The organism is Povalibacter uvarum (assembly GCF_014202975.1).
GTDB classification, from domain to species: domain Bacteria; phylum Pseudomonadota; class Gammaproteobacteria; order Steroidobacterales; family Steroidobacteraceae; genus Steroidobacter; species Steroidobacter uvarum.
On record NZ_JACHHZ010000003.1, the window covers coordinates 920,358 to 941,692 of the forward strand.

The 21,335-nt window shown below is 62.8% G+C and carries 25 protein-coding genes; 15 read left to right on the plus strand and 10 right to left on the minus strand.

The window, feature by feature from the left end:
• The first annotated feature begins 6 nt into the window (after positions 1 to 6).
• The 5 genes from HNQ60_RS15420 (at position 7) to HNQ60_RS15440 (ending at position 3,730) form a co-directional block, all read left to right on the plus strand.
• Positions 7 to 753, plus strand: a complete 747-nt coding sequence (locus tag HNQ60_RS15420; protein WP_184333325.1) for a protein phosphatase CheZ — start codon at positions 7 to 9, stop codon at positions 751 to 753.
• 150 nt (positions 754 to 903) lie between these two features.
• Complete coding sequence (locus HNQ60_RS15425; RefSeq protein WP_184333326.1) at positions 904 to 1,644, plus strand: flagellar motor protein; 741 nt, start codon at positions 904 to 906, stop codon at positions 1,642 to 1,644.
• A gap of 95 nt (positions 1,645 to 1,739) precedes the next feature.
• Positions 1,740 to 2,705 (plus strand): flagellar motor protein MotD, encoded by a 966-nt coding sequence (motD, locus tag HNQ60_RS15430; RefSeq protein ID WP_184333328.1) that lies wholly within the window; start codon positions 1,740 to 1,742, stop codon positions 2,703 to 2,705.
• Between the two features lie 201 nt (positions 2,706 to 2,906).
• Positions 2,907 to 3,113 (plus strand): LysM peptidoglycan-binding domain-containing protein, encoded by a 207-nt coding sequence (locus HNQ60_RS15435; protein ID WP_407676443.1) that lies wholly within the window; start codon positions 2,907 to 2,909, stop codon positions 3,111 to 3,113.
• 11 nt (positions 3,114 to 3,124) lie between these two features.
• Positions 3,125 to 3,730: a hypothetical protein gene (locus HNQ60_RS15440; RefSeq protein ID WP_184333333.1), complete on the plus strand. Its 606-nt coding sequence runs from the start codon at positions 3,125 to 3,127 to the stop codon at positions 3,728 to 3,730.
• A 138-nt stretch (positions 3,731 to 3,868) separates the two neighbouring features.
• Here HNQ60_RS15440 and HNQ60_RS27555 read toward each other — a convergent pair whose 3' ends face one another.
• The 8 genes from HNQ60_RS27555 to HNQ60_RS15480 form a co-directional block, all read right to left on the minus strand.
• Positions 3,869 to 4,159, minus strand: coding sequence for a 4Fe-4S dicluster domain-containing protein (locus tag HNQ60_RS27555; protein WP_184333335.1), 291 nt, complete (start codon positions 4,157 to 4,159; stop codon positions 3,869 to 3,871).
• 3 nt (positions 4,160 to 4,162) lie between these two features.
• Complete coding sequence (locus HNQ60_RS15450) at positions 4,163 to 4,639, minus strand: GNAT family N-acetyltransferase (protein ID WP_184333337.1); 477 nt, start codon at positions 4,637 to 4,639, stop codon at positions 4,163 to 4,165.
• A 12-nt stretch (positions 4,640 to 4,651) separates the two neighbouring features.
• Entirely contained in the window at positions 4,652 to 5,035 is a 384-nt protein-coding gene (locus tag HNQ60_RS15455; protein ID WP_184333339.1) for a VOC family protein, read from the minus strand.
• Positions 5,032 to 5,451, minus strand: coding sequence for a hypothetical protein (locus HNQ60_RS15460; protein WP_184333341.1), 420 nt, complete (start codon positions 5,449 to 5,451; stop codon positions 5,032 to 5,034). Before HNQ60_RS15460 ends, HNQ60_RS15455 begins: the two co-directional genes overlap by 4 nt.
• A 43-nt stretch (positions 5,452 to 5,494) precedes the next feature.
• Positions 5,495 to 5,923 (minus strand): VOC family protein, encoded by a 429-nt coding sequence (locus tag HNQ60_RS15465; RefSeq protein WP_184333343.1) that lies wholly within the window; start codon positions 5,921 to 5,923, stop codon positions 5,495 to 5,497.
• A 111-nt stretch (positions 5,924 to 6,034) separates the two neighbouring features.
• Positions 6,035 to 6,385 carry a hypothetical protein gene (locus HNQ60_RS15470; RefSeq protein WP_184333345.1) on the minus strand — a complete coding sequence of 117 codons (351 nt, stop codon included), beginning with the start codon at positions 6,383 to 6,385 and terminating at the stop codon, positions 6,035 to 6,037.
• 349 nt (positions 6,386 to 6,734) lie between these two features.
• Positions 6,735 to 7,019, minus strand: coding sequence for a TfoX/Sxy family DNA transformation protein (locus HNQ60_RS15475; RefSeq protein WP_184333347.1), 285 nt, complete (start codon positions 7,017 to 7,019; stop codon positions 6,735 to 6,737).
• A gap of 25 nt (positions 7,020 to 7,044) precedes the next feature.
• A complete protein-coding gene (locus tag HNQ60_RS15480) occupies positions 7,045 to 7,527 on the minus strand; it encodes a hypothetical protein (RefSeq protein ID WP_184333349.1) in 483 nt (160 codons plus the stop codon).
• Positions 7,528 to 7,988: 461 nt separating this feature from the next.
• Here HNQ60_RS15480 and HNQ60_RS15485 point away from each other — a divergent pair, with 461 nt between their 5' ends.
• Positions 7,989 to 8,534, plus strand: a complete 546-nt coding sequence (locus tag HNQ60_RS15485) for a DUF2802 domain-containing protein (RefSeq protein ID WP_184333351.1) — start codon at positions 7,989 to 7,991, stop codon at positions 8,532 to 8,534.
• A gap of 11 nt (positions 8,535 to 8,545) precedes the next feature.
• Here the strand turns inward: HNQ60_RS15485 and HNQ60_RS15490 are convergent, their stop codons facing one another.
• Positions 8,546 to 8,827, minus strand: coding sequence for an EscU/YscU/HrcU family type III secretion system export apparatus switch protein (locus HNQ60_RS15490; RefSeq protein ID WP_184333353.1), 282 nt, complete (start codon positions 8,825 to 8,827; stop codon positions 8,546 to 8,548).
• Positions 8,824 to 10,020 carry a flagellar hook-length control protein FliK gene (gene fliK / locus HNQ60_RS15495; protein ID WP_184333355.1) on the minus strand — a complete coding sequence of 399 codons (1,197 nt, stop codon included), beginning with the start codon at positions 10,018 to 10,020 and terminating at the stop codon, positions 8,824 to 8,826. The genes HNQ60_RS15490 and fliK overlap by 4 nt, the downstream gene beginning before the upstream one ends.
• A gap of 371 nt (positions 10,021 to 10,391) precedes the next feature.
• Here fliK and HNQ60_RS15500 point away from each other — a divergent pair, with 371 nt between their 5' ends.
• From HNQ60_RS15500 to HNQ60_RS15540, 9 genes are all read left to right on the plus strand, one after another.
• A complete protein-coding gene (locus HNQ60_RS15500; protein ID WP_184333357.1) occupies positions 10,392 to 10,838 on the plus strand; it encodes an STAS domain-containing protein in 447 nt (148 codons plus the stop codon).
• Positions 10,839 to 10,857: 19 nt separating this feature from the next.
• Complete coding sequence (locus tag HNQ60_RS15505; protein ID WP_184333359.1) at positions 10,858 to 12,927, plus strand: chemotaxis protein CheA; 2,070 nt, start codon at positions 10,858 to 10,860, stop codon at positions 12,925 to 12,927.
• 56 nt (positions 12,928 to 12,983) lie between these two features.
• Positions 12,984 to 14,693: a methyl-accepting chemotaxis protein gene (locus HNQ60_RS27920; RefSeq protein WP_184333360.1), complete on the plus strand. Its 1,710-nt coding sequence runs from the start codon at positions 12,984 to 12,986 to the stop codon at positions 14,691 to 14,693.
• 159 nt (positions 14,694 to 14,852) lie between these two features.
• Positions 14,853 to 15,365 (plus strand): chemotaxis protein CheW, encoded by a 513-nt coding sequence (locus HNQ60_RS15515; protein WP_184333361.1) that lies wholly within the window; start codon positions 14,853 to 14,855, stop codon positions 15,363 to 15,365.
• A gap of 75 nt (positions 15,366 to 15,440) precedes the next feature.
• Positions 15,441 to 16,337, plus strand: a complete 897-nt coding sequence (locus HNQ60_RS15520; protein ID WP_184333363.1) for a CheR family methyltransferase — start codon at positions 15,441 to 15,443, stop codon at positions 16,335 to 16,337.
• Positions 16,327 to 16,974, plus strand: coding sequence for a chemoreceptor glutamine deamidase CheD (cheD, locus tag HNQ60_RS15525; protein ID WP_184333365.1), 648 nt, complete (start codon positions 16,327 to 16,329; stop codon positions 16,972 to 16,974). Before HNQ60_RS15520 ends, cheD begins: the two co-directional genes overlap by 11 nt.
• A gap of 19 nt (positions 16,975 to 16,993) precedes the next feature.
• Positions 16,994 to 18,094 carry a protein-glutamate methylesterase/protein-glutamine glutaminase gene (locus tag HNQ60_RS15530; protein WP_184333367.1) on the plus strand — a complete coding sequence of 367 codons (1,101 nt, stop codon included), beginning with the start codon at positions 16,994 to 16,996 and terminating at the stop codon, positions 18,092 to 18,094.
• A 211-nt stretch (positions 18,095 to 18,305) separates the two neighbouring features.
• Entirely contained in the window at positions 18,306 to 19,205 is a 900-nt protein-coding gene (locus HNQ60_RS15535) for an HDOD domain-containing protein (RefSeq protein ID WP_184333369.1), read from the plus strand.
• Positions 19,206 to 19,441: 236 nt separating this feature from the next.
• On the plus strand, positions 19,442 to 21,160 hold the full coding sequence (locus tag HNQ60_RS15540) for a methyl-accepting chemotaxis protein (RefSeq protein ID WP_184333371.1): 1,719 nt from the start codon (positions 19,442 to 19,444) through the stop codon (positions 21,158 to 21,160).
• The last annotated feature ends 175 nt before the right edge of the window (positions 21,161 to 21,335 follow it).

Consider the following 21,335-nt stretch of genomic DNA (forward strand, 5'->3'; position numbering starts at 1 on the left):
TTCGCCATGACGCCTCCCTCGTCCAATCTGCAGGAACAGTTCGGCCCCATCATCGCGGCGCTTGCGGGCGCGCTCGCGGCCGGCGATGAACAGCTTTTCTACCGGGAGCTGGATGCGCTGGTCGAAAGTCGCGAACGTAATCTGTTCGGCGAACTGCGCAAGCTCACCTCCGATCTGCAATCGGCGCTGGTGCGCTTCAGCATCGACTCACGCCTCGTCGATCTCGCGGAGAAGGAAGTGCCCGACGCGAGGGCGCGGCTCGATCACGTCCTCAAGATGACGGACGAGGCGGCCCATCGCACCATGGATCTCGTCGAACAGTCGGGACCGCTCGCCGATCGCACCGCGAAGCAGGCGGCGGAGATCATCGAATCCTGGAAGCGGTTCCGGGCTCGCAGCATCGCTGTCGACGAATTCCGGGACATGGTCGTGAAGATGGATTCGTTCCTCGAGTCCGCCGGTGAAGACATGGGCAAGGTGCGCAGCAACCTCGCCGAAGTCCTCATGACCCAGGGCTACCAGGATCTCTCCGGTCAGATCATCCGCGGCGTCATGAAGCTCGTCGGCGAGCTCGAAACCGCACTCGTCGAACTCGTGCGCCTCTCTAAGGGCGGCGTTCGCAAGTCGGACGTCGAGGCAGAAAAGCCCAGCACTTCCCGCGGCTTCGGTCCCGTAGTCCCCGGTGTCGATCACGGTCCGGCCGTCAGCGGCCAGCAGGACGTCGATTCGCTGCTGGCGGGATTGGGAATGTAAGGAAGAAGTAGATAGCGGATAGCGGATGGTGACTAGTCAGAACAAGAAGGCGAGACGAGATCACAGCGGCAGGCCCGCTGTGCGGGACCCGTCTTGTCCTTTGTCTGAGCCATCCGCCATCCGCTATCCGCTATCCGCTTCGGATATCTAATGGATATTCTCTCCATCATTGGTCTTTTGCTCGCGGTTGCGGCGCTGCTCGTCGGTGCTGTGCTGAAGGGCGCGGGCCTGGCGTCGCTGGTGTCGGCGGCGGCGTTCATGATCGTCATCGTCGGGACGATCGCGGCGATCTTCATTCAGACGCCGCTGGCGGTCATGAAGGACGCGTTCCGGATCCTGCCGTGGGTTTTCAATCCGCCGGCGAACCGCCGTGCCGAGCTCGTCAAGAAGATGGTCGACTGGAGCAACACTGCGCGAAAGCAGGGGCTGCTCGGTCTCGAGCCCGTCATCGACAGGGAAACCGATGCGTTCGTGCGCAAGGGACTCCAGCTCGTCGTCGACGGCAGCGAACCGGAAGTGATCCGCAACATTCTCGAAGTCGACATGCACGTTCGCGAACAGACGGACACGCGCGGCGCGAAAGTATTCGAAGGCATGGGCGTCTACGCGCCGACCCTCGGCATCATCGGAGCCGTGCTCGGCCTGATGGCGGTGCTGCAGAACCTCGCCGACCCGAGCAAGCTCGGCCAGGGCATCGCAGCTGCATTCACCGCGACGATCTACGGCATCGGTCTCGCGAACCTGTTCTTCCTCCCCGTCGCAAGCAAGCTCAAGGTTGCCATTGCCCGCCAGGCCGAAGCCCGCGAGATGGTGATCGAAGGGATGATTTCGATTGCACAGGGGGAGAATCCGCGATCGATCGAGTCGAAGTTGCAAGGCTACTTACACTAGAAGGGGACAGCGGATAGCGGATAGCGGATGGTCAGAGCAGGACTGCACGCATTTTCTTCTTTCCTATCCGCCATCCGCTATCCGCCAGCCTTCCTATGCCCCGCCGTCACAAACACGAAGAGCATGCCAACCACGAAGCGTGGGCGATCCCCTATGCGGATCTGCTGACGCTGCTGCTCGCGTTCTTCGTCGTGATGTACGCGATCTCGTCGGTGAACGAAGGCAAGTATCGGGTGCTGTCCGATTCGTTGTTCGCGGCGTTCCGCGGGTCGCCGCGGACGTTGCAGCCGGTGCAGGTCGGTGAGAAAGCGGTCGGATCGGGTGCCGACATCCAGATGACGATCGTGCAGCAGGCGATGCTCGAAGGGCAGCCGCGGTCGATGCTCGAACCGAGTCCGATCAGCGTGTCCGATTCGCAGCACAGTGCGCATCATGCGGCGAACACGACGTATGACTCGGAGACGCAGGCGAGTGAAGCAGCGGTGCAGCAGCTCGAATCCGTTGCGCGTGAAGTCGAGCAGGCCATGTCGACGCTGGTCGATCAGCAGTTGATCGCCGTGCGACGCCATGGACTGTGGGTCGAAGTCGAGATTCGCACCGACATCCTGTTTCCGAGCGGTGTTGCGACGATGGAGCCGGCGGCCATCGATGTCCTGCGTCAGCTCGCAGGGACACTCAAGCCGTTCCCGAATCCGATCCGCGTGGAAGGGCACACGGACAATCGTCCCATCAGCACGCGTGCGTTTCCGTCGAACTGGGAGCTTTCTTCCGCACGCGCGGCAAGCGTCGTGCATCTCTTCACCGAGAGCGGTATTGCGCCGGCGCGGCTCGCGGTGATCGGACTCGGCGAGTACCGTCCGGCACAGCCCAACACGACGGCGGAAGGCCGCAATGCCAATCGTCGCGTCGTGCTGGTCATCCTGAGCGGCAACACGCCGCCCGAAGGCGACTACGCCGAAGATCGCGGCATGCCGGAAGTGCCTGCGGCTGCTCCCGCAGAAATTCCAGCAGCTGACCCCACCGTCTCTGCTGCCGTGGTGACGGCGCAGCCCGCAACGTAGACCTCCATCGGGTTCTGCTCGGGGCTCGCAGCTCACAGCTCATCGCTCGCAGCTCCACCGGCGTAGGCAATCCAGCCACAAACCCTGGCCTGCTCGAATCTCCCTGCTGCTTCGCAGCAAGACTTCCCATTTCCACGATAGGCACGCTGCAGCGCGTCGCTATGATCCTTGCGCGTGTTCGCCGCAACGGAGGCAAGCATCGTGGCACCTGAAGAACCGGTCGCACCCGCGCCGAAAGAAAATCCCTACCAGCAGACGTATGTCGTCCAGAAGGGCGACACGCTGTCGAAGATCGCGGATGAGTACTACGGCGATGCCCGTCTGTACACGAAGATCTTCGAAGCCAATCGCGACGTCCTGAAGGATCCGGACAAGATCAAGCCGGGCCAGAAACTGCGCATCCCTTAAGGAGAATATCAATGAGAACGGCTGTGAAATGGCTGAGCGTACTGCTTGCTGCGAGCTTGCTCGCGGCGTGTGCAGGTCAGAAGGAGCCTGCAACGAAGGCAGTTGCAGACATCGAAGCGTCGCTGGCGGCGATGCGTGAAGACGCAACGAAGTACGCGGCGAACGAGCTGCAACAAGTGGAAGTGGCGCTGTTGTCGCTGAAGGATTCGCTCGCGAAGAAGGACTACAAAGCGGTGGTGGCCGCAGCGCCAGCAGTCTCGACGCAACTGGCGTCGCTGCAGCAAACCGTGACCGCGAAACGCGATGAAGCGCACGCTGCGATGGCGGCTGCGGGCGAGGAGTGGAGGGCGCTGAGCGCCGAAGTCCCCGATATGGTCGCGGCCATTCAAAGCCGCGTCGACATCCTGAGCCAGTCGAAGAAGCTGCCGAAAGGCATCACGACCGAAGCGTTCGAATCCGCCAAAACCGGGCTCGAGTCCATGAAAACAGCCTGGCAGAGTGCGACCGCCTCGTTCGGCTCGGGCGATCCGGTGAAAGCCGTGGAACAGGCAAAGTCCGCGAAAGATACGGGAACCGCGACGCTCGCGGCGTTGGGGATGGCGCCGAAGGCGGGCTAGACGAGGGACTTCTGAACGTCAGTGCTCTGTGTCACTCCCGCGCAAGCGGGAGTCCATCGGGTGAGTCAGAATGGATTCCCTTCGCGGGAAAGACAGGAAGCCCTCCGGATTACTGGCGGGCTTCCTCCATGAAACTTGTCACGCGTGCCTAGCCAGGGTGATGGCGCTTTCGGGACAGGCCTTCACGCAAAGTCCACAAGCCTGGCAAGCATCCTCGTTGATGAGCAGGGCTTGCTGCCATCCGTGCACGAAGCCTTTCAGCTTGCCTTTGAGGCTCAGTGTCGTCCGCGCGTCCTTCGGCAATGTGCCAACGGAAAACACCGAGAACGGGCAGACCGCCTCACAGTCGGCTTTGCCTTCACAGGCGTTTCGGTCGATCACCGGTCGAAACGTACCGGCTTCGTGCTTGCAGTCTTCAGTACTGGTCACTCTTCATTCTCCATGTCCTGCAATCACCTTCCGCATTCCAAATCTGCGGAATGTGATGCCGTGCAATTCCACCCGTTGCTCTTCCGTGACTTGGAAGCCTCTGCTTTCAAAGAAGGGACGGGCGACCGTGCTTGCCTCGGTAAACAGCTCGCGTATACCGGATGAGAGCAGCAGGGCCTCCGTCTCGCGGTAAAGAGCTGACGCGACCCCTTGTCTTGCGCTCTGGGGTGATGCGTACAGGAGGTCGATATGGCCATTCTGCTCGTATGAGATGAACCCGACCGGCTCGGAATTTTCTTCGGCCACCAGCGTTCTGACAGTTGTCAGTCGGGTTCCCCAGAAATCCAGGTCCGGCGGCTGCGGGGCCCAGGCTTTCAGCTGACGTTCGTCGTAGTCGCGCCCGGCAAGGCCGTGAACTGCGCGCGTGAACAGCAACGCGAGCGCTTCGGTATCCGTTTCACGGTACGGCCTGATTTTCATGCGCCGGCGGCTTCACTTGCTGATGATGCAGAAGCCGTTTCCGAACGGATCGCTGCAGAACGCGACTGCCTTTGGCTTCGTGTACTCCTGTTCGATCGATGCGCCAGCCTCTTTCGCCCTTGAGATCGTGGCTGCGAAGTCTTCCACATGGAAGTCCAGATGCACCGGGGTCCAGTGTCGTGAGTAACCTCGCGTCTGCTCCGAAGGGGTCGGCTTCGAGCCGGCCGGCTTGGCGTGAATGCACACCATAACGTTGTTGCCATCCACGATCGCCATCTGGGGAAATGGGCGCGACTTTTCCTGCCAGCCGAAGACACGGCGATAGAAGTCCACGCCGGCGTCCAGGTCCGGGACATCGATACTGATGTTGACGGTCGCGGTTGTAGGGGTGTTCATTGCAAGTCCTTTGAGAGTTGACGTCGGCCGCGAAACTTTCGAACCGCAAGCCAAAGAAGGTGTATGGAGCAAAGGGTGGGTAGTGCGAGCGTGAGGACGGAGAACCAGTCGAGCGAAAGACCGGTGAACTGACCAGTCATGGTTGTCCAGATGGCAAGCAGACCAAGTGCCATACCCGACACTACAAAAGCCCAGGGCAAATGATCTCTTCGGTTCCGAAGATAGCGGAGCGTAAGCACGAGAGCGACCATGCCGAGGAAGCCACCGAGGGTGCACAGCACCTGAACGATGACGTAGCCGAAGCCACGAGCAGCTCCGGCCAATAGCATCGGAAACAACAACAGACCCCAGAACAAGAAGTACGCGGGCAGGGCAAAGCAGAGCACTGCTTCGATCACCAACCACGGCTTCTCCATTTGTCTCATTCTCAAGCAAGTCTGGACCAAGCCGCGCGGACCGTCATGCGGCACCACTCGCGCGCTCGAAAAAGAACCAGCGATGCCCTTCGAGATCCTCCGCCCGGTATCTTCTCCCAGGCGGTCCGTTCTCGATCTCTGAAAGTATCGTTGCTCCCGACGCTTTGGCGCGCGCAAAGTGCATATCGAGATCGTCAACGTAGACGAGCACTCCATCGATGATCCATGGAGCAGCTGACCACTTCTTCGCGCTATCGCAGCTCTCGCGGTGTCGTTTCGGAGACTGGTAGTCAGGTGTGGGCGAGGCGAGCATGACCAGGCCGCCGCCAGCCTCGAGCTCGCCGTGCATGAGCCGACCCGTGGGATCGCATATGCGCGATCGCTCCCGAAAGCCGAACGCCTTGACCAGCCATTCGAGCGCGGCAATGCCGTCTTCGTAGGAAATCATCGGAATGACTGTTTGCTCGTCCATTGGCATGAATAGCGTCCTTCGCTGGATGGCTCTTTGTCCAACGCCACCGCTGCCGCAAGCGCCGGCGCTTCGCCGGTTCGAGTCGGAACAAGCGGCCTGTTGGGCAGCGGCCTACTTATGAAAGAGCCCGATGACCTGCTCCTGCAAGGGAAAGCGCCGGCGTATCAGCTCCACTATTTCCTTGTCTCTTCGCTTCATGAACTGTGCGGTCTCGGCAGTCAGCTCACCACCTATGTACTGAAGGGACTGCCATCCCTCCTCTGTACGAGGCGCGTGATGCACTTTGCTCCAGAAGGCCTGATTGGCCTCGCCCTTCGCACTGCCAAGTAGAGAAACGATCTCATCGAGCGTCGATTCATCGACGCATGAAAATGCAACTTCTCCGAACCACGCCGGCAAGTCATCCGCCGCAACGCCATTTAGTTCCAGAGTCCTGTACAAGCCGGCAAGTGGATCACTCATGGCCTCGAAGCCTAACGCCGCGCGCAAGCCGCGAACAAGAACGCTTTGCTATTGTGAGTCGGGCGCCCGTAGGGCGCGTACTTGACGCGCTTGCCAGCGCGCACTCGTACCCACCATGCCGGAGATTGCCGCCGGAACGCAGCTTGCGAATTGGCTGCTTGCGTAATGGAGCCACCGACAAAGATGTATGTCGCCCCGGACCTTCGCGCCAGTTGTGGCGTGCCGATGCGCTCCTTGCATGCGGGTCAACGTCTGCCATCACGCGCGTGCGTCTTCGCACGTCGCGTGGATGGCCTTGTTGGGCACGTTGCTAGCGCGCAGACGATTGAACACCTGAGCTGCCGAGAAGTCAGCGCGGAGCAATGCCCATTTCGTCCAGGCGCAGGAGGATTGCCGTGCGGCGCGTGTTCTCGATCTCTTGCCAATGAACATCTTCAATCGCTCCGATCAATCCGTAGAGGAAGTTTAGGCTCGTGCCGGGAACTTTGAGTCTGAGCTCCGCATAGACATCAAATGGATCTCGTGCCCGGAGATCCTCGATGGTCGAAATTCCTATCGTGCGAAGCGCCGCCGAGCTCTTGGGGCCCAGTCCCTTCAGCGATGCTACTCCCGGTGTTTCGACGTTTGCCTTCATCTCGGTCTTGCAGCCCAACGCAGCGTTAAGGCGCGTGCGTCTTCGCTCGTAGCCGCTTGAACGCATTGTTAGGGCTCCTTTCCTCAAGTTTCAGCTGTGCTTGCACGACGTGCTCAAGATCGAACTGGTTGCAGTTCGATGCGATGAATTCTAGATAGGCATCAAGAAGCCGCCACTGCCGGTCGGTGTACGGTGTTGCAGGCTGCCACCTATGATCTGCACCAAGCGCAGAAAGTATGGCATCTGTGTAGTCCGACTCCGGTTCTTCTGTCGATTTGGTCAACCACGCCGACAGGTAGTACTGCTTGGCTTCGTCAGAAAGGAGTGGCATGTCCCAACGATGCTTCTCCAGGATCTTCTCCGGGATGTTCATGGATTCGTACGGCGCAAACGCTACGCGCAGTTCATCGCACTCCAGACATTCGTGCGGTGCGATCTCCGATTGCGATGGCTTACGCACCGCCTTGAAGGCGGCGCCAACCTCAATCAGTAACGCCTCTCGATCCATCCTGTTTTCCCAGCCCAACGCTGCGGCTGTGCCGCGAGCAACGGCGCCTCGCCGTTGCGAGTCGGAACCAGCCGCTTGTTGGGCTCCGCTACATATTTGCTTTGCACAACCACTCTCTGAGAACCGACCGTGTCTTCTCGATGTCCCAAGCATTGAACGTCGCCCCCTCTGCCGCCATGAGGCTACGACCTTCAATTGTGAGAGCGACAAGCGGACCGTCCAACCTTTCAAAGACCGAGGCTACCAGGCCCTTCTCCTCGAGACTCCGGAACAGTGTAGCTAGCTCACTACGAGACAACGGGAAATTGGTCTTCTCAAGCAGATGAGCCTCGGTTGGTGACTGCCATTGGCTGAGAAGCCTCCTATGGCATGTTTCCTGCTACTCCCCCTGCGAAGGTCCATGACCGTCAGTGTTTTGGCGCTGGGGGTCCTGATGTGACGCACGTCACAGGAGTCGTTCGATGTTCGAGATCCTGCCGAATCCCTCGCTGGAAACGCTGATGATGGTCGGGCGCGCCGTGCTGCTCGTCGGTGCAATGTGGGTATTCGCCATGGCGTTTATTCGCTGGCGCCGCGCCGATGAACGCGCAACGGCGGCGTTGCACGCGAAGCTGGATCGCGCATTCCTGGAACTTCGCAGCCTGCACGAAACCGTCAGCGTGATGAGCGCGCGCCTGGACGGCCTCAGCGAGCGTGCTGAAGTCGAATCCCGCCTGGCGCCTGCCGGATCAGCTGCGGCTGGACGCGGTTACGACGTCGCTGCACGGCTCGCACGCAACGGTGCGCCAATCGAAGAGTTGGTCAACAGCTGCGGTGTCACGCGGCACGAAGCGGAATTGCTGGTGCGTCTGCACGGCGCGAAGCCCCGCGAAGTCGCATCGCCGCAGCCAGCTTCGATTCAGACCCGTACGCATCAGCGTCCGCCGCAGGAAGCGGTGCGTGCGCCGGCAGTGGCGCAAGCCAATACCGGTCGCAAGCGTGGCTCGTTGCTCAGCGTGGTAGGTTGACTCGGGAGCGACTACTTGAGCGTGTGGTCGGTGCGCTTTCCGGACACTGCCCACGCGAAGGCGAGGACGTGAGCGACGGCGACGTACAGTTCTCTCGGTACTTCCGTCCCCAGATCCAGTCTCGAAAGCGAAGAGGCCAGGGCGGCGTCTTCTTCCAGTGGAATCTTGTGCTCGCGCGCAGTCTCGATGATGCGATCCGCGACGACACCGCCGCCTTTCGCAATGACGCGAGGCGCACCATTGCCGTTGTAGTGCAGCGCGACGGCCAGCGATGAAGAAGCGCGGTCGTTCATGCGCGCAGGTCCAGCAACCGCGACTTCAGCGCGCCACCGTCGCCGGCCGGCAATCCATGCAGGCAGACCACGCGATCGACCTCGAGCCCGGATTCGCGCAGCATCGATTCGAGTTCCGGGGCGCGTGTGATCAGGGCATCGACAATGTTTGCCGACTCGGCGCGCAGCTGCACGCCGATTCGCTGACCCTGCAGCATTACGCGAGCATGCAATCCGCCCGAGACACCGAGGTCCATGGCGGCTTCGATCGTCCACGATTCACCGCCGGGCATGTCGAACTTGCGCGAGCGATCCTGCTCGACACGCAATCGAAGCACTGCCGCACGATCTCCGTGACGGACAGGCACCTCGACGACCATTGATTGCAGGGCCGTGTCCTGCGAATGCGTCGCGCCAGCCTGCAAGGCCGTCATGCGTGCGAGGGCGCCTTCCGTCTGACGAGCGAGCTCATTCAACTGCTGCGGCGGTGTGTCCGCGACGGCAAGCGTTGCGGGCGCCGATGGCAATGAGGTGAGCGGACCGTTCGCCAGCGGCACCGGCGAGTGAACTGCCGAGTCGGCCATCGCAGCGGCGGGACGTCCGCCAAAGTCTTTCACGACGCGGGCGAGATTCAGCATCAGCGCTTTGAGATCCTGCGACGCGGCCGTTGCCGCAGCCCGCCTATCGCCGGTCGCAAGCGTGTTCTCGAGAAAGGCGCCGGAACGCGCCACCGCGTTCTGCAATCCCTTCGGATCAATCAGTGACTGGGCATCCGGCAGCGCCTGCCACAAGCGGGTTGCCGCTTGCGTTACGGGAGCGGGCAGCGCTTCGGCGCCTTTGCCGTTGGCGATCCACGAGAGATTCGAGGCGAGCGGAGCAGGGCTGCTCTGCCGGGGCAGATAGCGACGCAATGCATCCACAGCCACGTCGTCGCTCTGACCGGCCTTTTCGGAGGACAGCGTCTCGAGCGCCAGGACGGGACTGCTGCGAAGCACGCGAACGGTCAGCCGTTCGCCGTTGGCGGGCCCGGTCGTGTCACCGGACGCGATACGCGCGGGATAGCGCAGGTCTCCGATCTGCAACCACAGATCACCCGTCTTGGCGTCGCGCAGGGCCGTGGCCTGCAGGATGGCGCCGACACGCCAATCCGCAAGCAGGCTGGGGCTCTGGCCCGCATAGCCTGTGCTGCGAATGGTGGCGAGGTCGATGCGCATGGGGAACCGGGTGTCTCTGTGACGTGTGTCTCCTTATTAACGGCGGTATGGGGGAAACCTTTAGTAAAGAGTTCGCGGCGAGCGACGACATAACGGGAGGGAAGGAAAGCCGCGGACTCCCTTCCGGTTGGGGTCCGACTTTCCCCCAGGGGATTCCCGTTGGTCACAGTCGGACGTCATGCGAAGCATCCCCTCGGGATCACGTCCGGCTAAAGCCGGACCCACAGCAAGAGGCTCCCTTCGGGCCGGCACCCGAGGCCTCCTCTGCGACTCACCTCACAAATCCTCTGGTCAGAGTCCGCCTGACTAAAGCCGCCCCCGGAAATGCCGATACGACAGGCAGTTTTAGTGAAATCAGGCCCGGCTTCCCGATGAAAACCACGACGCGTTCCACCGCGAAAGGCCAGAAGCGCAAGCGCTCTGCAGCCGATGCATCCGCACCGGTCGACGCCGAGTCCGTGGTTGCCGTTGCCGCCGTGACCGCGGAGGAACCTGTGCAGGAAGCCGCGACGGTCAAAGCGGGCGGGGCTGCGTCGGTGACGCTCGCCGCCAACTGCTCCATCAAGGAAGTCGCCGCACTGCGTGAGTCGCTGTGCGCGGTCCTCGATTCGCAGGAACCTGTTTCCATCGATGCGAGTGCGGTCGAACGGATCGACACCGCGACGTTGCAACTGCTGTACGCCTTCGTCCGTGACCGCTTCGCCGCGGATCGGGAAGTGGTGTGGCAAGGCGTGACGGGCCAGCTCTCGGAAGCGGCGCGCCTGCTGGGCGTACGTGACCTGCTGAACCTGCCTGCCGTTTCCGAACTCGCTGCTTGAATCGCCTGCTGAGGTAGTCATGGCGCTCGATCTGGCCCAATTCCACGACGCGTTCTTCGATGAGAGCTTCGAAGCGCTCGACACCATGGAGGCTTCGCTGCTGAAGCTCACCGTCGGCGCGCCCGAGCCCGAGTTGATCGGCACGATCTTCCGCGTCGCCCACTCGATCAAGGGTGGTTCCGCCACGTTCGGGTTCTCCGAAGTCGCATCCTTCACGCACACCTGCGAAACGCTGCTCGATGAGCTGCGTGCCAATCGCATGAACGTGTCGCGCCCGATCACGGACCTGTTGCTGCGCTCGGTTGACGTGATGCGCGACATGCTCCGCGCCGTCCAGCACAAATCGCCGATCGATGCCCAGCGCGTTGCCGATCTGCAGTTCGATCTCGAGCTCGCGATCCTGCAGAAGAACAATGCACCGGCCGCGCCCGAGCCTGCTCCTGTTGCGACACCTCCTGCTGCCGCTGCTGCGGCGTCCAAGTCTGCTTACAGCTGGCGAATCCATTTCCGTCCTTACTCGCAGCTCCTGATCCACGGCAATGACCCGCTGCGCATGCTGCGCGAGCTCGGCGATCTCGGCGATCTGACTGTCAATGTCGATGCGAGCAACGTGCCTTCGTTGCAGCAGCTCGATCCGGAATCGTGCTTCCTGATCTGGGACCTGCGCCTGAACACCGATGTGACCCGCGAAGTCGTCGAACAGATCTTCGATTGGGCCGAGGGCGATTGCGAACTGCGCATCTCTGAAGAATCCGCGGCACCAGCTGCCGCTGCAGCCTCCGCTCCGGCGGTTGCAGAGCCGGCTGCTCCCGTGGCGAAAGCCGAGAAGGCTGCCGAGCCGGCACGTCCCGCGCTCTCGGTCGTGCCGACGCATGATGCCGCCGAAGCACCGAAACAGCAGGGCCTTGGCGAAGGCGGCTCGATCCGTGTCAGCACGGAGAAGATCGACGAGCTCATGAACACAGTGGGCGAGCTGGTCATCACGCAGTCGATGCTCACGCAGCTCGGCACGAAGCTCGAAGGCGGCGTCGCCGAACAGCTGCGCGCCGGGCTCGCACAGCTCGAACGCAACGTGCGCGAGCTGCAGGAAAGCGTCATGCGCGTGCGCATGTTGCCGATCAGCTTCGTATTCAGCCGCTTCCCGCGCATGGTGCGCGACCTGAGCGGCCGCCTGGGCAAGAACGTCGAACTGAAGGTCACGGGCGACCAGACCGAGCTCGACAAGACGGTGCTCGAGAAGATCGGCGATCCGCTGGTCCACCTGGTCCGCAACAGCGTCGATCACGGTATCGAAATGCCGAACGTCCGCACGGCCGCCGGCAAGTCCGCGACCGGCACGGTGTTCCTCGAGGCGTATCACAAGGGAGGCAACATCACCGTCGAAGTGGGCGACGACGGCGGCGGCCTCAACAAGGATCGCATCCTCGAGAAGGCGCGTTCGCGCGGCCTGGTCGGGGCAACCGAGACGATTACGGACGATCAGGTCTACGAACTCATTTTCATGGCGGGATTCTCGACTGCCGAGCAGACGACGGACATTTCCGGTCGCGGCGTCGGCATGGACGTCGTCCGCCGGAACATCAAGGAACTCGGCGGCACGATCGAAGTGCGCTCCGAGCTCGGCAAGGGCTCACGGTTCATCATCACGCTGCCGCTCACGCTCGCGATCGTCGACGGCCAGTCGGTTTCCGTCGGCACCGAGAGCTACATCGTGCCGCTGATCACGATCATCGAGTCGCTGCAGCTCAAGGCGGGCATGGTCAATCGCGTCGCGGGTCAGGGCGAAGTGTTCTGGTTCCGCGATCGCTACCTGCCGGTGCTGCGTCTGCACGAGATCTTCGGCGTCAAGCCGCGGACGACGCAGCTGCATGAAGGCCTGATCATGGTCGTGGAAGGCGACGGCCGCCGCGTCGGTCTGTTCGTCGACGATCTGCTCGGTCAGCAGCAGGTGGTCATCAAATCGCTGGAAACCAACTTCCGGCGCGTCGATGGGATTTCGGGGGCGACGATTCTGGGTGACGGCTCGGTGGCCCTCATCCTGGATGTCGCGGGACTCGTCCGCGTGGCTCAGCAGCGCGCGGCTGCCTGATCGCGAACGGCGGTCGGCGGACGAACTGTCATTCATCACAAGAAAAGGGAAGCGATATGTCGATGTTCAACCTGAGCGTGAAGGCAAAGCTCTACGCTACGCTGGCACTGAGCGCGGTGATCCTCATCGCGGTCGGCGTCGTCGGCCTCACGGGCACGCGATCCAGCAACGGCGATCTCGATGCGATCTTCTCGAATCGATTCATGCCGACCGGCTGGGTGGGCACGATCGAGTCGTATGACCGCGAAGTGCTGACGACCGCGGAAGACCTGGTCATCCGCCAGGACGCGGGCGCGATCAGGGCGGCGCTCGACAAGCTCAAGCAGCGCGAAGTCGAAGTGCGCGACCTGCTGGGCAAGCTGCAGGCGACCGAGCTCACGAGCAAGGAGCGCCAGATCGCCGACAACTTCGGCCGTCATAGCTCCGAAGTCGTCGCTTTCGTGCAGGAAGCGCTGCTCGCAGCCCAGGCCGGAACATTCGACAAGGCCGAAAGCGCGCTGATCGAAAAGGCTCGCCCGACCTACGACAAGATGACGGAAGCCAGCGAAGCGCTGCTCAAGGCGCAGATCGAAGTGGCGCAGGAGATGCGCACCGAAGCGAACACGACGTTCAAGCGCAACACCGCCGTCATCATCGGCGCGATCGTCGTCGGCATCGGCGCCGCGGCGCTGTTGGGCTTCCTGCTCGTGCAGTCGATCGTGTCGACGTTGAACACGGCCGTGGGTATTGCCGATCGCATTGCGAGCGGCGAGCTGGGCAACGACGTTCGCGTCCAGACCAGCGATGAACTGGGCCGACTGCTCGAATCGCTGAAGCGGATGGACTCCAAGCTCGTGGATATCGTGAGCGGCGTGCGCGGCAGCGCGGACGCAGTCGGTTCGGCTGCCCGTCAGCTTTCTCATGGCAACGACGATCTCTCGCAGCGCACGCAGCAGCAGGCCGCCGCGCTCGAAGAGACAGCTTCCAGCATGGAAGAGATGACCGCGACGGTGAAGCAGAACGCGGACAACGCCCGCCAGGCCAATCAGCTCGCTGTCGGCGCGCGTGAGCAGGCCGAGAAGGGCGGTGCGGTGGTGCATCGCGCGATTGGCGCGATGGGCGAGATCAACACTTCGAGCCGCAAGATCGCCGACATCATCAGCGTCATCGACGAAATCGCCTTCCAGACGAACCTGCTGGCGTTGAACGCCGCGGTCGAAGCCGCACGTGCCGGCGAACAGGGCCGCGGCTTCGCGGTCGTCGCGACCGAAGTGCGCAACCTCGCGCAGCGCAGCGCGAGCGCCGCGAAGGAGATCAAGGACCTGATCAACGACTCTGTCGACAAGGTGAAGGTCGGCTCCGAGCTCGTCGACGAGTCGGGCAAGACCCTCTCCGAGATCATGGAGAGCGTGAAGAAGGTGACGGACATCGTCGCCGAGATCGCCGCCGCGAGCGAAGAACAGTCGGCCGGCATCGAGCAGGTCAACAACGCCGTGACGCAGATGGACAGCGTCACGCAGCAGAACGCGGCGCTCGTCGAAGAGGCGTCGGCTGCCAGCAAGTCGATGGAGCAGCAGTCCGCACAGCTCGTCGTGCAGATCGGCTACTTCCGGCACGCTGACTCGGTGCCGGTGCGTCCGGCAGCGGTCGCGGTAGAGAAGGCACGTCCGGTCGTCGTCGCGCGCAAGCCGACGAAGCCTGCAGCGCGTCCTGTTGTGAAGTCGGCTGCGCCAAGTGCGCCGCTCGCTCGTGCAAGCGGCGACGACACGTCGTGGCAGGAGTTTTGAGCAGAGGGCTGCTGGTGACTGGCCGCTGGCCAGAGTCGTTCAGGGGCCTGATCGATAGCGGAAGTCGGAGTGGCGATAGAGCGAATGCCTTACTCCGGTCCGGGCGGATCAGGCCGATAAAGTGTTGGTGAGTTTTCGTAATTCTAAAGGGCGATAACTATGCAGGCTGCAGAGACCCGTAACGGGGCTGTCGAAACCGGTTCGCACCAGGTGCTGACCTTCACGCTCGGTGAAGAGACGTACGGTGTGGACATCCTGCGCGTGCAGGAAATCCGTGGCTATTCCACGGTGACGCGCATCCCGCAGTCGCCCCCGCACATCCTCGGTGTGCTCAACCTGCGCGGCTCGATCGTGCCGGTCGTCGATCTGCGCATGCGATTCAACCTCGAGCGTGCCGAATACACGCCGCTCACCGTGATCATCGTCCTGTCGGTCGAGTCGGCTGTCGGCCGTCGTGACTTCGGCGTCGTCGTCGACGGCGTGTCGGACGTGATCGACGTTGCTTCGAACGACGTGAAGCCTGCGCCGGAGCTCGGCGAACAGGTCAGCACGGAGTTCATCGAAGGCCTCGCGGCCGTTTCTGGCCGGATGGTCATGCTCCTCGACATCGATACGCTGATTGGCGGCGATGTCGCGGGTCTGGCTGCTGCGCCGGCGGCTACCGCGGCCTGATGTGATTGAAGCGGCGGCGCCTGCGAAGGCGCCGCCATCCCCGCCTACTGTCTTTCGCTTTCGATCCGTACCGTCATGCCGACTTCAGCCTTCCACGCCGATGTGCACGCCCCCGCAGGCGACAATGCGCAGTTCGGGCCGGTGCTCGGCGATGCGGAGTTCGAGTTCATCCGGCACGTCATTGCCGAGAACGCGGGCATCATCCTCGGACCGAACAAGCGCCAGCTCGTGCAGGGACGGCTCGCCCGCCGACTGCGCGAACTCGGCTTGCCGAGCTACGAGTCCTACTGCGCGCACGTCCGCGACTCGGGTCCCGAGGAGCTCGTCGGTCTCATCAACGCGCTGACCACCAACGTCACGTCGTTCTTCCGCGAGAACCATCATTTCGAGGCGCTCTCGTCGTACATGATCCCGGAAGCGCTGAAGCGCAATCAGACCTCGCGTCGTCTGCGTATATGGTCAGCGGGCTGCTCGACCGGCGAGGAGCCTTACTGCATCGCGATGGTCCTGTCGGAGTGTTTGCCGTCGGGCATCCGCTGGGACGCGAAGATTCTCGCCACGGACATCGACAGCGAAGTGATCAACACGGCGCAGCAGGGCATCTATCCCTCTGACCGTCTGTCGGCTGTTACCGAAGCCCGGCTGCGCCGCTGCTTCCGCAAGGGAGTCGGTGCGCACTCCGGCCAGGCGATGATCCAGCCCGATGTTGCCCGGCTCATCACCTTCCGCACGCTGAACCTGCAGCACAACTGGCCGATGCAGGGACCGTTCGACGTCATCTTCTGCCGCAACGTCATGATCTATTTCGATCAGCCGACGCGCGAGAAGCTGGTGACGCGATTCGCTGGACTGCTCGCGCCCGGCGGCTATCTGTGCCTCGGGCACTCGGAGTCGATCCACGCTGGCACCGCGCCGTTCCGGCTGGTCGGCAAGACGATTTACCGCAAGCACGGTGATGGCAATGGCGCTTGAACGTCACGGAAGCGCGGCGGCGGATCTGCCGCGGGTCATGGCGGGATTCGAAACGATCCGGCGCTACCGCAACTCGACCGGCCAGATCATCGCGAAACTGCTCCCGGGCGATTTCTACGTCACGAGCAGCGATGAAGTCCTCGACACCGTGCTCGGCTCGTGTGTTTCGGCCTGCATTCGCGACCCGCGCCGCGGCGTCGGCGGCATGAACCATTTCATGCTGCCGCGACCGAGCGGTAACGGCAACGATACCTGGGACAACGTCGCCGGCCGCGCAACGCGCTATGGCTCGGCGTCGATGGAACAGCTGATCAACCGTATCCTCAAGGCCGGCGGCGAGCGCAGCCAGCTCGAAGTGAAGATCTTCGGCGGCGGCCGCGTGCTGTCGAGCCTGACCGACGTCGGCAACCACAACGTCATCTTCGTCCGCGACTTCCTCAAACAGGAAGGTTTGCGCGTAGTGTCGGAGGATGTCGGCGAAACCTGTCCGCGTCACGTGCAGTACTTCCCGCTGACCGGACGCGTGCGGGTGCGGCACCTGAACTCGCGTCATTCGGGCGACGTCGTATCGCACGAACAGAAGTACCTCACGGGCATCGAACAGACGCCGGTGGCGGGTGAGATCGATCTGTTCTGAACATCATGCGATAGCCATCATGCCCATCAGACTCCTCATCGTCGACGACTCGGCCCTGGTCCGCAAACTGCTGACCGAGATGCTGGGCAAGGATCGCGACATCGAAATCGTGGGCACCGCCGCGGACCCGTTCGCTGCACGCGAACGCATCAAGCAGCTCAACCCGGACGTGATCACGCTCGACGTGGAAATGCCGCGCATGGACGGCATCACGTTCCTCGAGAACCTGATGCGGTTGCGGCCGATGCCGGTCGTGATGGTGTCGTCGCTGACCCAGCACGGCGCGGATATCACGCTGCGTGCGCTGGAGCTCGGTGCGATCGATTTCGTTCCGAAGCCGAAGGTCGACGTCGCGGGCAGCCTCACGAACTACGCTGAAGAGCTGATCGCAAAAGTGAAGATGGCTGCGGGTGCGCGGGTGAATCCCCGTGCGACTGCGCCACGCCCGGTGGCAATGCAGGTCGACGAGCGTCGTTCCGCGGATGCAGTGCTTCCGGCAGTCAGCGGTCGCCGCGTGCTGCGCACAACGGATCGAATCATCGCGATCGGCGCATCGACCGGCGGCACCGAAGCCATTCGAGAGGTGCTCGACGCATTGCCCGCCGACGCACCGGCCATTGTGATCTCCCAGCACATCCCGGCCGCCTTCAGCAAGCCGTTCGCCGAGCGCGTGAATCGCTCGTCGCAGATGTCGGTCTGCGAAGCGCAGGACGGTCAGTACATTCTTCCGGGCCACGTCTACATCGCCCCCGGCGATCGCCACCTGATCGTCGAGCGTGACGGCGCCCGCTACCGTTGCCGCCTGAGCGATGGCCCGCATGTGAATCGCCACCGCCCGAGCGTCGACGTGATGTTCCGCTCCGTCGCCCAGAACGTCGGCCCGAACGCCGTCGGCGTGATCCTTACCGGCATGGGCGATGACGGCGCCCGCGGCCTGAAGGAAATGCTCGAGGCCGGCGCCGGCACGATCGCACAGGACGAAGCGAGCAGCGTCGTGTGGGGAATGCCGGGAGCGGCACACAAACTCGGCGCGGCTCAGCACGTGATGCCGTTGCATCGGATTCCCGCCCAGATTCTCGCGCTGTCGAATGAGGCGGGGGCGAGCAGGGCGGTCGGCTAGCGCCGGCTGCTGGCCACTGGCCAGAGGGACTGAGGGGTTTTGTCCGCTTTCTGGCCAACGGCCAGTAGCCATCAGCCAGTCGCCTCCTTCACCAAACCCCGACCGGTTAACAGACCGCAGCGCCTCACATCTGCAATAGTCCTGCCGATTGAGGCCCGCGTCTCATTCGCCTCATCTAAAGTCCGACGACTTGTTTGCCGATACCGCGCTTATGACAACCAACAATCTCGCGACTGCCGCCGCCGATGAAGTCACTCAGCCTTCGGGCTCGTCGGGTGCCTTCCAGTTCGTGGCGGAACTGGCCGAGGAGGTTTCGAAGGGCAAGGTGGAGCTGCCTTCGTTCCCGGACGTCGCTGTCCGCGTGCGCAAGGTCCTGGCCGATGAGGGCGTTTCCACGGAACAGATTGCGCGAGTGGTGGGATCGGATGCCGGCCTGGCCGCCCGTGTGCTCACGCTGGCGAACTCGGTCGCGCTCAACCGCAGCGGCAAGACGATTGCCGAGATCAAGACGGCGGTGAATCGCATCGGACACAACAACGTTCGCACGGCTGCTGTGTCGTTCGCGATCGCCCAGTTGCGTCGCGCCGCGGAGCTGCGCCACATCGCGAAGGAACTCGAAGGCCTGTGGCAGGAAGCGACCATGGTCGCAGCTCATGCCTACGCCATCGCTTCGCGTGCCACGAAGATCAACGCGGACGAGTGCATGCTCGCCGGCCTGCTGCACAACGTCGGCAAGATCTACATCCTTGCCCGCGCGAACCGTCATGGCAGCCTGTTCCGCGATCCTGCGACGCTCGCGCACGTCATCCGCGACTGGCACTCGAACGTCGGCAAGGCAATCATCGAGAACTGGGGCTTCCCGGAACACATCTCCGACGCCGTCGCGGACCACGAGAACATCGATCGCACGGCCGGCCATCCGGACGTCACGGACGTGCTCACCGTGGCCGTGATGATGTCCGGCTTCGTCGGGCACGAAGCGGATCTCGAACTGAACATGCAGGGCGTGAAGGCCTTCTGGCGCCTCGGCCTCGACAACGAAAAATGCGTTCACATCGTGAATGACTGCAAGGACGAAATCGCAGCGCTGCGCACCGCGCTCGGCGACTGATTCTTCCGTCACTCCCGCGTACGCGGGAGTCATCTTCGTCTCAAGACATGGATTCCCGCTTGGGCGGGAATGACGAGGGCGTGTCGGTTCATCTCCGACCCCGATTCCTTCCTCATCAGTTCCCTGCGCAGCCGCATGTACGCCCGACCCTGATTCAGGGCCGTCTGTCATTGAGCCTGATTCAGTTCGGCCGATAAGCCTGACTGAATTTCCAGTTTTCCTTAATGGCACCGCACATGAACTTCTCTTCCCTCAGTATCAAGACCCGGATTACAGCCACGCTCGCCTTGCTGGCGTTGTCGATGATCGTCGTCGGCGTGCTCGGCCTGAACGGCATGGGCGGCATCGTGGATGACCTGAGCGATATGTACGAACGTCGCGTGCGCGTCGTCGGCACGCTCGGTGACCTGCAGGCGGCCGAGCTCGACCGCCAGGCACTGATCAGCCTGCACGTGCTCGCCGATGATGCGGAGAAGATGAAGGCCATCAAGGCAGAGCGCATGGAGACGAAGTCGCGCGCCGCGGCCCTGCTGAAGGAGTACGCCGACAAGCAGAGCTCCGAAGAAGGGCATCAGTCCGCTCGCAATATTGCCGACGCAGAGCGTGCATACCAGATTGTTCTCGATGAAGTCGATGTTGCCATTGCAGCGAACGACGACGATGTCGCCAGCAAACTGATCGTGGACAAGCTCGACCCGGCCTTTGACGGGTTGCACAACGCTCTCCAGGACGCGTCGAAGTTCCAGTTCAAGCGGGCGGAGCAGGCCCTCGCCGCGGCCCAGGGTGAGTACAGCACCAATCGCACCGTCGTGATCGGCGCCATGGTCATCGCGGCGATTGCGGCGGCTGCCTTCGCCATCATGTTGCTGCGCTCCATCATGTCCGCGCTCGGTGTGGCCGTGAACGTTGCCGACAAGATCGCCAACGGCGAACTGGGTCATGACATCCCGGCCGATCGCGGCGATGAGTTCGGTGCGCTGCTGGGTTCGCTCAAGCGCATGGACGGCAAGCTGCATGACATCGTGAACGGCGTGCGTGGTGCGTCGGAAGCAGTCGGCGGCGCTGCCGGTCAGCTGTCGAAGGGCAACGATGACCTGTCGCAGCGTACGCAGGAACAGGCGTCGGCGCTCGAAGAGACCGCGTCGAGCATGGAAGAGATGACGGCGACGGTGAAGCAGAACGCGGACAACGCCCGCCAGGCCAATCAGCTGGCGACGAGTGCCCGCGGCCAGGCGGAGCGCGGCGGTTCCGTCGTGCAGCGCGCTGTTTCCGCGATGACCGAGATCAACGGCTCGAGCCGCAAGATCGCCGACATCATCAGCGTCATCGACGAGATCGCCTTCCAGACCAATCTGCTCGCGCTCAACGCAGCCGTCGAAGCGGCGCGTGCGGGTGAACAGGGCCGTGGCTTCGCGGTCGTGGCGAGCGAAGTTCGCAGCCTCGCGCAGCGCAGCGCGACCGCGGCGAAGGAGATCAAGGACCTCATCAACGACTCCGTCGAGAAGGTGAGCGTGGGTTCGAGTCTCGTCGACGAGTCGGGCAAGGTGCTGTCCGAGATCATGGACAGCGTCAAGAAGGTCAGCGACATCGTCGCCGAGATCGCGGCTGCCAGCGAGGAGCAGGCGTCGGGCATCGAGCAGGTCAACAACGCCGTCACGCAGATGGACGACACGACCCAGCAGAATGCAGCGCTGGTCGAAGAAGCCGCTTCCGCCGCGAAGTCGATGGAACAGCAGGCCCAGCGCCTGATCTCGGAAATCGGATTCTTCCGGGCCGCATCGCAGGCCCGCTTCGAGCGCTCGCAGCAGCCGGTCGTCGAAACCGCTGCGCCGACCGCGACGATCAAGCAATTGCGCCGGCCGGCAAGCCGTCCGGTTCGTGCGGCCGCCAAGCCGGTTTCCCGTCCGGCCCCGATGGCGAAGGCGAGCGGGGACGATACTTGGCAGGAGTTCTAGGAGGAGCGGTTGGCGGTTGGCGGTTGGCGGTTAGTTGAGAAGAAGAGGGGGCCATCTGGCCCCCTTTTCCTTTTGCGTGGCTGGTGAGGGCAAGGGGGTAGCGGACGAGTACAGGGCGACGGTCATTCCCGCGCAAGCGGGAATCCACTCTCGGTTCCCACTAACCGCTAACCGC